The 9,429-nt window shown below is 31.7% G+C and carries 14 protein-coding genes; 4 read left to right on the plus strand and 10 right to left on the minus strand.

Features of this window, described 5'->3' with window-relative positions:
- The first annotated feature begins 8 nt into the window (after positions 1-8).
- The 3 genes from Q0929_RS02845 (at position 9) to Q0929_RS02855 (ending at position 1,115) form a co-directional block, all read left to right on the plus strand.
- Entirely contained in the window at positions 9-302 is a 294-nt protein-coding gene (locus Q0929_RS02845) for a hypothetical protein (protein WP_299238070.1), read from the plus strand.
- 220 nt (positions 303-522) lie between these two features.
- On the plus strand, positions 523-783 hold the full coding sequence (locus Q0929_RS02850; RefSeq protein ID WP_299238071.1) for a hypothetical protein: 261 nt from the start codon (positions 523-525) through the stop codon (positions 781-783).
- Complete coding sequence (locus Q0929_RS02855; protein WP_299238072.1) at positions 780-1,115, plus strand: SCP2 sterol-binding domain-containing protein; 336 nt, start codon at positions 780-782, stop codon at positions 1,113-1,115. The genes Q0929_RS02850 and Q0929_RS02855 overlap by 4 nt, the downstream gene beginning before the upstream one ends.
- On the opposite strand, the gene Q0929_RS02860 is transcribed toward Q0929_RS02855, so the two are convergent.
- From Q0929_RS02860 to Q0929_RS02905, 10 genes are all read right to left on the minus strand, one after another.
- On the minus strand, positions 1,112-1,549 hold the full coding sequence (locus Q0929_RS02860) for a ribonuclease H-like YkuK family protein (RefSeq protein WP_299228431.1): 438 nt from the start codon (positions 1,547-1,549) through the stop codon (positions 1,112-1,114). The two genes, Q0929_RS02855 and Q0929_RS02860, sit on opposite strands and share 4 nt — an antisense overlap.
- Positions 1,546-1,755, minus strand: a complete 210-nt coding sequence (locus Q0929_RS02865) for a hypothetical protein (protein WP_299238073.1) — start codon at positions 1,753-1,755, stop codon at positions 1,546-1,548. The genes Q0929_RS02860 and Q0929_RS02865 overlap by 4 nt, the downstream gene beginning before the upstream one ends.
- Before the next feature lie 243 nt (positions 1,756-1,998).
- Positions 1,999-2,763 carry an SAM-dependent chlorinase/fluorinase gene (locus tag Q0929_RS02870; RefSeq protein WP_299238074.1) on the minus strand — a complete coding sequence of 255 codons (765 nt, stop codon included), beginning with the start codon at positions 2,761-2,763 and terminating at the stop codon, positions 1,999-2,001.
- Positions 2,760-3,404, minus strand: coding sequence for a (d)CMP kinase (cmk, locus tag Q0929_RS02875; RefSeq protein ID WP_299238075.1), 645 nt, complete (start codon positions 3,402-3,404; stop codon positions 2,760-2,762). The genes Q0929_RS02870 and cmk overlap by 4 nt, the downstream gene beginning before the upstream one ends.
- On the minus strand, positions 3,401-4,162 hold the full coding sequence (locus Q0929_RS02880; RefSeq protein ID WP_299238076.1) for an HAD-IA family hydrolase: 762 nt from the start codon (positions 4,160-4,162) through the stop codon (positions 3,401-3,403). The genes cmk and Q0929_RS02880 overlap by 4 nt, the downstream gene beginning before the upstream one ends.
- Before the next feature lie 344 nt (positions 4,163-4,506).
- Positions 4,507-6,210, minus strand: a complete 1,704-nt coding sequence (locus tag Q0929_RS02885; protein WP_299238077.1) for a penicillin-binding protein 2 — start codon at positions 6,208-6,210, stop codon at positions 4,507-4,509.
- Positions 6,210-6,530 (minus strand): septum formation initiator family protein, encoded by a 321-nt coding sequence (locus Q0929_RS02890; RefSeq protein WP_299238078.1) that lies wholly within the window; start codon positions 6,528-6,530, stop codon positions 6,210-6,212. The genes Q0929_RS02885 and Q0929_RS02890 overlap by 1 nt, the downstream gene beginning before the upstream one ends.
- Positions 6,531-7,412 carry a 16S rRNA (cytosine(1402)-N(4))-methyltransferase RsmH gene (gene rsmH, locus Q0929_RS02895; protein ID WP_299238079.1) on the minus strand — a complete coding sequence of 294 codons (882 nt, stop codon included), beginning with the start codon at positions 7,410-7,412 and terminating at the stop codon, positions 6,531-6,533. It abuts the gene before it with no gap.
- Between the two features lies 1 nt (position 7,413).
- A complete protein-coding gene (locus Q0929_RS02900) occupies positions 7,414-8,178 on the minus strand; it encodes an MBL fold metallo-hydrolase (RefSeq protein WP_299238080.1) in 765 nt (254 codons plus the stop codon).
- A gap of 17 nt (positions 8,179-8,195) precedes the next feature.
- The gene (locus Q0929_RS02905) at positions 8,196-8,555 is read right to left on the minus strand and encodes a roadblock/LC7 domain-containing protein (RefSeq protein WP_299238081.1); all 360 of its coding nucleotides are present in this window, start codon (positions 8,553-8,555) and stop codon (positions 8,196-8,198) included.
- A gap of 627 nt (positions 8,556-9,182) precedes the next feature.
- On the opposite strand from Q0929_RS02905, the gene Q0929_RS02910 reads away from it, so the two are divergent.
- The coding region (locus Q0929_RS02910; RefSeq protein WP_299238082.1) for a transposase at positions 9,183-9,429 on the plus strand (247 nt) is incomplete at its 3' end.

Below are 9,429 nucleotides of genomic sequence, written 5' to 3' on the forward strand. Positions count from 1 at the left end.
TAATTATTATGGAAGAAAAAAATTTACAACAAGAACTTGAGAAAATCAAAGCTGAGTTAGAAGAGTTAAGAAAAAAAATTGGTATGTCTGAGGAAAAAGATATTACTAAGCTTCCTCTTGAAGTTGTAAAAAAAGTTACAGATACAGCATCAGAAGTGGCTAAAACTGCCATGGAAATTGCAGAAAAAGCCGTAAAAGTTGTTACATATGCGGCAACAGGTGCAGTTGAAGGTGCAAAAAAAGCAATAAAAGAAGAACAAGTTCAAGCTACAGCAGAGAAGAAAGAAGAGAACCAGCAATAAGCGAGAAGGGAGGTCCTTCGGACTAAAGTCCTCAGGATGACAGAAAATTGGTTGATAAATATCAGAAAAGAATAATCTTAATTGTAATTCTGCAGCCGGCGAAGAGCCTCCTACTTTTATTGAATTTTTCACGGGACATATAGTTAATTTTTTTAGTAAATTTTAAATGTATAGTAGCATTTTTGTTTAACAGGATTGGGTTTTATACTTGGGGGGAGTTATGACTTTTATTAAAACAAGAAGTGGAAGATATTTAAAGCTTGATAGTATAATAGGATTTGCCATTGAAGAAGAAAAGATGGAAATAGAAGGAAAACGTCAAATAGTCTTTGAGATAATCGCATATCTTCCCCAGCCTCTAAATCCTGCTATACTTGGAATTTTTTTATCCGAAGAGTCAGCAGAAGAAGAATTAGAAAGATTAGTTCAAAGATTAACAGCCGGAAAAGAAAAAATAGTTCAAATTAAAACAGAGATATGATAGACCAAGAGATAAAACATTTAGAAGAGCTTATTGAAAAAATAAACAACGAACATAAACATAAGCTGAATAACGTAAGCGAGCCTATTTTCTTAACCGTTGTTTTAAGCAATGATTCAAAAGTAGATGTTGAGATTAATAAGCATGGAGTCAAGATTTTAAAACATTTAGAGCATAAAAAATCTGATATTAACAATCATATAACAATCTCATACAAGCAGTTGATAAAGTCTTTAGAAAATAAAGCAAACATAATTAGGTATCTAATGTCTGGAAAGGTAAAAGTGAAAGGAAATTTAAAACATATATTTGACGTTTTATCTGAACTTTAAAGATGTTTTAAAAGATAGTCAGCAACTGAAAATGCTGCGATAGAGTTAGGTTTTAAAACAGGCTTTAAACCTTGAGATAAGACATATCCAATTGCATCTCTTACTACAATGTTTGATTTATGATTTTCGTTTGGATTTAAATCTAAATGTATTTCTAATTTTCTACCATCAATACAGTCAAGTAAATTTAAAGCAGTATAAACAGATAGGTCAACTTCTTTCATCAGCCTTTCTCGTAAAGAACTTATTTTTCTTTCTTTTTTTAAACTATAAAAGATTTTTGCTCCTCTGCAAGAATCTATATGAATTACAACCGCCGTCACGAAGATTGTTGAATCTCTATACTGTTTTGAATCTGAACCTATGTAAATAGAAGTTTCCTTAGATGTCTCTGAAATGAACTTTTTTATTTTTTCAAATTTTAGGTCAATCATATTAATCTTGAGATTGTCTTCGTGATTACATTTTCTATCAAAGCACCGATAACGAAAGATTCTATCAATATCTGTTTGTCTTTATCAGTGAAATGAACATCCTGCTGTCTTTTTCTTGATTTTTCTTTTTCTCTAATGATTTTTGCATATCTTTTTTTCATAGATTCTATCTCTTTTTGTAGGTTATCAAATTCGTCAATTGCCATCTAACTCCCTCCAATATTCTCGTTTATAAAAGTACGAGATTCTTCGCCGGCTGCAGAATGACAAAAAATGTTTATCAATCAATCTTTACTTGTCATCCCGAGGGCATAAGTCCAAAGGATCTCCTTTTTAAATTCTATAAAAATCACTAATTTCTCATCCAAGGTATGATAATTTTATATCAAGAATTTTAAATTTCTATTAAGAATTTGTTAAAATTTAGTTAAAAAAGTGAAAAATGTAATTTACTTGCTTAAGATTTCAAACTCTTCAAATAATCTTGCATTAAATCTATCTTTAAAACTGTCCATTGGAAGGAAAAGCTCGTAAAATCCAAAACTTCCTTTGATCAGGTTTGGCTTGTCTTTTTCTCCTTCCAAAAAGTTTCTACATGCCTTTGTTATTCTATAGTCTTTATATATAATTTCAAATCTTTCTGGCAGTTTTTCAATATTTGTGATTGCGTTTCCGAATTTATCAAACTTTATTATTTTTCCGATTATACGACCATCCAATACTTTTGGGTCAAATATATCATTAGTTTTTATATTCTCAATCTCATCACCAAATTTTTCCGGCTTAACCCCTTTGCTTAAATAAGCAGCTACAGGAGCAAATATATCTCTACCATGAAACGTGTTAGTGTCTGATTCTAAGAAAAATTCTTTATTTTTGATTTCTATTATCTTTTCTATTTTTTCTTTTTTTAAAACAAGTGTAAGCAGACCATTGTCTGGACATACGAAAAAGTAATCTTTTGTTTTCACGATTATAGACTTTCTTTCTGTTCCAACGCCGGGGTCAACCACAGACACAAAAATTGTACCCTTTGGAAAATATCTATAAGTTGCATTTAAAACTATGCTACCTTCTATTATGCTAAATGACTCTATCTCGTGGGATATATCAACAATTTTAGCTTCCGGATTTATGGACAAAATGACTCCTTTCATTGAGCCAACAAACCCATCTTTTAAGCCAAAATCTGTAAGCAGTGCTATTACGCTCATTTGTTTATTAAGCTCTTTATATAATCAATCACTTCTTCTATGGATTTATCAGTTGTATCAATGATAATGTAATCTTCCGTTGGTCTAAGTGGTGATTCTTTTCTCTCATAATCTAACTTGTCTCTCTCTAATATTTTTTGTAGTATATGATTATAGTCTACAACAAACCCCTTTTCTTTTAACTGCTGAACTCTTCTTTGTGCTCTAATTTCCGGTGATGCTGTCATGAATATTTTTAAGTCTGCATCGGGAAAGATTCTTGACCCAGCATCTCTTCCTTCTATAACAACGTTCTTTGCTATTTCTCCAAGCTCCCTTTGTTTGCTGACCATCCATTTTCTAACTTTTGGATACCTTGCAATGATTGATGCAACATTTCCAATCTCTTCTGTTCTGATAATTTCAGATACATCTTCACCATCTAAAAAGACTTGAGAGTCTTTTAATAATATCTGAGTATTTTCTAAAACATTCATTATTTCTTCTTCATTTTCAAGATTGACGTTTAATCTTAAAAGTTTTAATGCGGCAGCTCTGTACATAGCTCCCGAATCTATGTAAGTATATCCAAGTTCCTTAGCTAACAATTTTGCAATCGTGCTTTTGCCAGACCCTGCAGGTCCATCTATGGCTATAATCATTTCTTTACTCCTTTAATAATATTTAAAAGCTCTTGTGGTTGTTTTATTTTATACTTAGCAGGAAGGTTGTAATTATGATTATTCTGATACAAAATAAACTCTATATTTTTACCCTCTTCTCTGTTATAGTTATAAACCATCATCAAATCTGCGATTGTATCTCCAATGTAAAAAACAGGCTCTTTATAATCAAATTTTTTAAAGAATGTTTTTAATGGATAGGAAGATGGCTTTCTTAGATGTGGATTTGGTATATCATCTTCTGTGATGATAAAATCAAAGTATTTATAAATATCAAACAACTTAAAGGTGTAATCTAAATCCTGAAAAGGTCTTCCTGTGATTACCCCGACAACATCAGAAAGTTCTCTTACTTGTTTTAAAATTTCATGTGGAATAATGAGCTGTTCTTTATCTCTGTGGACTTTATACCTATCTTCAAAGTATTCAACCAGCTCTTGATAGGATGGTAAATTTATGTTTAACTCCTTTGCAAGTTTATAAAAGTCTTCAAGCTTTGTGCTGTAGGCTGTAAAAAGTTTTTTAAAGTCTTCTAAATTTAAACCAGATTTAGCATAGATTATTCCGGCTAAAGAGGCATCCCAATCGTTATTGATTCCAAAGGTTAGCTTAATATCTAATAAATCTTTTAGATTGTTGTCTTTCTGTGAGAAATAATCAACTGTATCTTTTATTGAGTAATGATAAGATTTTGTAACATCAATCAGCACTCCATCAACATCAAATATATTAATCAATCTCTACCTCCGTAGATTTATAGAAATCTAATTTTATCACGATTGATTGGGATATTGCAGAGCTCTCAAAAAATTTCATATACACACCAAGTTGGTATTAGACTCTGGCATAATGGTTTAGAATATTTTGCTATTACTCCTATAATAATCACAAGTTTTTTCAAATTTATCTTTTTGGAACAGGTCAACCTTTAATATTTAATGGAAGTAGCAAAATCTGCTTAAATCCCCAGAATGGATAAGACCTTAAATAACAAACACGTGGACGATTTTATAAAGTCTCAGTTTTATCAACTTCTCGCTTTGCTATTTATACAACAAAATTTAAGAGCCTTTTCTTATTTTTAATTCTTGCTCCCACTAACGACCTTGTCTGGCTTTTGTTTATAATAAAACATTATTCTATCAACTAAATTCTTTAACACTGTAGCAGATACACCACCCCCGCCTATATGTTCACCCGGAAATTTTGGCTTAGGCTCATTTGCAAATATAACAACTGTAAATTTTGGGTCAGAGACAGGAAAAAATCCTGCAAACCAAGTGTACCATTTAGAATTAGATAAAGCCTTTATTGCAGGGTCATATTTTTGAGCAGTTCCTGTTTTTCCTGCAATAGTAAAGTAATCAGATTTACCGGATTTAGCTGTTCCATCTTCTACAACCAATTGCAATATTGGTTTTAATTTTTGTATGCTTTCATCACTCAAAACTTTTCTAATCTTTTCAGGCTGATAAACTTTTACGTAGTTTCCGCTATTATCAGTCAGACCTTTAACCAGCAATGGCTTTACAAGATAACCACCATTCGCAAAAGCTGAATAAGCTAATCCAACTTGAAGAGGGGTTGCAGTCCAGTTTTGCCCGATCGATGCATAGGCTATGTTTACAGGTCTATAATCCTCCCTTAAAAATCCGGATGCCTCGCCGGGAAAAATACCTGTTTTTTTTCCAAATCCTAAATCTCTTAGCTTCTGATATATCTTTTTCGGGTCCAATCTTAAAGCTATCTTTATAGCACCTACGTTAGAAGAATGCTGTATAATCTGGACCGGCGTTAATAAACCAAATCTGTTATTGTCTTTAATTCTAATTCCGTCTACATAAATGGCACCATTTTGACAATCAATTATTTCATCTAAGTCAACCTTTTTTTCATCAATAGCTTCTGCAAGAAAAATAGGCTTTGCTACAGAACCTACCTCGTAAGCATGCTGAAAAATTATATTTTTATAAGTTTTATATCTTTCATGATTGTTAGGGTCGTAGTTAGGATATGTAGCTGCAGCCAAAATTTCTCCAGTGTGTGGGTTCATGATCAAAACAGCGGCTTCCAACGGATCTCTTTCATTGACAAGTTCCTTTAATGCTTCTTCAGCTATATATTGAATGTTCATGTCTATTGTTAATACTGCGTTATATGTTAATTTTCCTAATTCAACCTTCTCTATAGAAATTAAATTACCTTGAGCATCTTTTAAAAGTTGAATTTTTGCTTTACCGCCACCAAGATAGTCGTTAAGCTGTCTTTCTAACCCTTCCATACCAAGTCCTGTTTTTTTACTCACAAATCCTATAGTACTACCCGCTGTTTCTCCATAAGGATAAACCCTTACACTGTTATCGATAACACCTATATTCCATTCTTTTAAATCTGACCTTAATTTTAGTATCTGAGGTTTTAATGCTTTATCTACATTTGTTGAAATAACCGTGTAGTTTTTTCTTGATGTTAGTTTGTTATATATCTCTTCGTAAGGAATTTTTAAAAGTAGAGATAGCTGTTTTGCTACATTTTCTTTGTCTTTGATAAATTTAGGAATTACATAAACGGTAAGAGTTGGAACGCTTATGGCTACAAAATTTCCTTTAGCATCGTAGATACTGCCTCTTGGAAGATTAATTTCTTCTACTGTGTAGTATTGTTTTTCTATGTATGAAAGATACTCCTCTCTTTGAAAAAGTTTTAGTTGAAGTATTCTAAATCCTGCTATTAAAAATGCAAAAAAGAGTAGAAACAGGATTAATTTTGTTCTTTTTTCATCCATTAAGGTTTATCTTCAATAAACTTAACACTCTTATAATCTACAGGTTTCATTCCTTGTTGACCCTTTGCTAATTGAGATATTCTTTCTGGCGATGACAATATAGCAATATCTTTTTTCAATTTAAAATTTTCTGCTATCAGATAATTTTTTTCTTGATTAAGCTGAACGATTTCATTATCTATTTTATAATTTAGTTGACTATATCCAACAAGCATAATTAGAGAAGAGAAAAAAATTGCAAAATAAAATTTATATTTACCTAAACCAATTTTTATATCTTGAATCAGCTCTTCTCTATTTATTGTTATACTTCTTGACATTCAAATCCTCCTTCCAACTCTCAGCTTAGCACTCCTTGATGCAGGATTTTCTTTAATTTCCTCATCTGATGGAGTTATTGGCTTTTTCGTCAAAATTTCTAAAAACTTTAATTCTTTGTATTTCTTAAATATATTTTTGACAATTCTATCTTCTAAGGAGTGGAAGGAGATTGCCATTACTATTCCGTTTTTTGCCAGCAGATTAATAGCTTTCTCAAGTCCTTCTTCAATATCTTTAAGCTCATTGTTAACTTCTATTCTTATAGCTTGGAATGTTCTCGTTGCTGGATGAATTTTTCCACGTCTTAAATTCGGTGGATAGCATTTATACACTATATCTGCAAGCTCTTTTGTGGTTTCTATTTTTTTCTTTTTTCTATACTCTATTATACTTTTAGCTATTTTGCTTGCAAATTTTTCTTCACCATAGGCTTTTATGATGTTGTAAAGGTCTTGTTCTTTATAATAGTTGACCACTTCATAGGCAGTTAGTTTTTGAGTTGTATCCATACGCATATCTAAAAACTCTTCTCTCTGAAAAGAAAAGCCTCTTTCTAATTTAAGCTGGAAAGTTGAGACTCCAAAATCAAACAAGATTCCGTTAATTTCTTCAATTTGCAGAGATTGTAAAACTTTATCTAAATCTTTAAATGAAGATTTAATCAGGGTGATTCTATCTTCAAACTCTTTAAGTCTTTCTTTTGCTACTTTTAATGCGAAATCATCTTTATCTAAACCTATTAATTTTAAGTTCGGATTTTGCTTTAAAATGAGGTACGAATGTCCTCCACCCCCTACAGTCGCATCAACAAAAATTCCTCCTTCTATAAGCTTAGAAAATTCTAATACTTCTTGATGTAAGACCGAATAATGCTCAACCAATTTAAACTACAAACCTTTTAGTAGGTATTTTATAAACATTGTCCATTAAATCTAATCCTGTTTCTAAGCTGCTGACCCAATCTATAAATTTATTAACCATCTCTTTTCCTTTAAAGATAGCTCCGTGCTGTGGTGCAATGGTTTCTATATCAAGCTGTTTTACCATTTTTACCCAAAGTCTTAAAGCTTTTCCGCTTGGAATATATCTTCTATGAAACCCTTCCATATATTTAATATGTTCTTCAAAATTGCTTACAAATTCATAATCTTGCCCAAGTGATGCACCAAGGTCTCCTGAATACAAGATTTTAGATACTGGGTCGTATACTTGGAAATTTCCTGGAGAATGTAGCCAATGGCCGGGAATTATATATATATCTGTATTTCCAAGTGTAATTATAGCTCCTTCGTCGTCTAATCCTTTAATTCTATCTGCAACAAGTCTGTCTACTCCAAAATGTGGAATAAATCTAAGCCATAATTTTGAAGCTAAGGCAGTTGCCTTTGTTGTCATTAACCATCCATTTGCAGCAGCAACAATATCCGGGTCTTGATGTGAGAAAAATATCCATTGAAGATTATCAATCCCTATTAAAATTCCTATTTCTTGTAGTAAATGTTTAAAAACTTTATGACCGCCGGGGTCTAAAATCATACCTTTTCCATTATCAACAATTAAATGAACATTTGCTTGGACCATTTCTCCATGACCAAAATCTTCTAATAAGATGTTTTTATGTACTCCATTATCAAATAAAATCTCCATATTAATTACCTCCTTTTTTAACCTAATTCTTTTTCTAACTTTTTAATAGTTCTTTGAATTTCCATAAGTAGCAGTCCAAGTTTTGCATTAACTGGAGCGAGAACTCCAAGAACAGCAACATCCTTAATTCCTGTAAATACAACATATCCAGTAGAGCCTTTAATGTATAGCTGATCCAAGCTCCCTTTTTTTAATTCTGATGCAACTCTTTCACCAAGTGATAATATAGCAGCACCCATTGCCGCTACCCTATCTTCATCTGCCGTGCTTGGAAGCACAGATGCAATGGCTAATCCATCAACGCTTACTAATACAGCACCCTCTGCTCCCGAATCTCTAATAAATTCTTCAAGTAATTCTGTGTACCTGGTTGCCATGATAATTTCCTCCTATGTAATTTTCATTACTATTTAATATTTGTGTAATATGCTAATATAATTAAAACCTCGGCTGAGAAATTCAAATATAAATAAAACATCTAAAAAACTCCTTGGTGGCAGTTAAAATTGTAATAGCAAAAACTCCATCAAGTAGGTAAAAATGCAAAAACTCTAATATTTATTTTACACTATTTCAAAAAAAATCTATGATATCATAATATTTTTACACTTCCCAGATTTCTAATTTGTTCTTCTATTCAATCCTAGTATCTGTTTAGAAAATCAAAATCAGAAAGAATTTATAAAGTCCTTAGAGAATATTGAGGGTGTTCCAAAATTTTCGTAAGCTTACCTTTCCGTCATTGTATATTAAGTATACCAAAAATTTTTAAACTTTAAGAGAATAAGTTTTATAATAATTACAGACATGGGAGAAAAAAGGAAGGACAGATCAAGTTTCTGTCATTGGTCTTTTAAGACCGTTCAGGATGTTTTAGACTGTCCTTCCTACAACTTCCTAAAGCCTGAATCAGAACATTAGGCTTTCAAGCCTGTATTGATTACGATGATAGGTTATCAGGAAGTTTCTCTCATGTCAAGTATTTTATGAAAGGAGGTGCTTTTATGAACAACTATAAAATTGTCGTAGGAGTAGATGTATCTAAAAAATCATTTACTGCAACAGTATTGTATGATAACAAGAAAGAAACTTTTGAAGTTAAATCTGACCCAGTAGAGTTTGAGAAGAAAATTAAGCCTTATCTTAAAAAGTTTAAAAAGTCAGATATGCTTATCATAATGGAGCATACAGGAGTTTATCATTTAAAGCTTGCTGATTATCTGTATGAAAATGACTATCAGGTAGCAGTTG

This window comes from Sulfurihydrogenibium sp., from assembly GCF_028276765.1.
In the GTDB taxonomy this organism is placed as follows: domain Bacteria; phylum Aquificota; class Aquificia; order Aquificales; family Hydrogenothermaceae; genus Sulfurihydrogenibium.

What these genes read in the sequence shown, in the direction of transcription:
- Q0929_RS02865 (WP_299238073.1), bottom strand. Translation starts at nt 1,755, where the DNA reads ATGGCAATTGACGAATTTGATAACCTACAAAAAGAGATAGAATCTATG.
- cmk (WP_299238075.1), bottom strand. Translation starts at nt 3,404, where the DNA reads ATGATTATAGCCATAGATGGACCTGCAGGGTCTGGCAAAAGCACGATT.
- Q0929_RS02900 (WP_299238080.1), bottom strand. Translation starts at nt 8,178, where the DNA reads ATGGAGATTTTATTTGATAATGGAGTACATAAAAACATCTTATTAGAA.
- Q0929_RS02845 (WP_299238070.1), top strand. Translation starts at nt 9, where the DNA reads ATGGAAGAAAAAAATTTACAACAAGAACTTGAGAAAATCAAAGCTGAG.
- Q0929_RS02855 (WP_299238072.1), top strand. Translation starts at nt 780, where the DNA reads ATGATAGACCAAGAGATAAAACATTTAGAAGAGCTTATTGAAAAAATA.
- Q0929_RS02870 (WP_299238074.1), bottom strand. Translation starts at nt 2,763, where the DNA reads ATGAGCGTAATAGCACTGCTTACAGATTTTGGCTTAAAAGATGGGTTT.
- Q0929_RS02860 (WP_299228431.1), bottom strand. Translation starts at nt 1,549, where the DNA reads ATGATTGACCTAAAATTTGAAAAAATAAAAAAGTTCATTTCAGAGACA.
- Q0929_RS02850 (WP_299238071.1), top strand. Translation starts at nt 523, where the DNA reads ATGACTTTTATTAAAACAAGAAGTGGAAGATATTTAAAGCTTGATAGT.
- Q0929_RS02890 (WP_299238078.1), bottom strand. Translation starts at nt 6,530, where the DNA reads ATGTCAAGAAGTATAACAATAAATAGAGAAGAGCTGATTCAAGATATA.
- Q0929_RS02905 (WP_299238081.1), bottom strand. Translation starts at nt 8,555, where the DNA reads ATGGCAACCAGGTACACAGAATTACTTGAAGAATTTATTAGAGATTCG.
- Q0929_RS02885 (WP_299238077.1), bottom strand. Translation starts at nt 6,210, where the DNA reads ATGGATGAAAAAAGAACAAAATTAATCCTGTTTCTACTCTTTTTTGCA.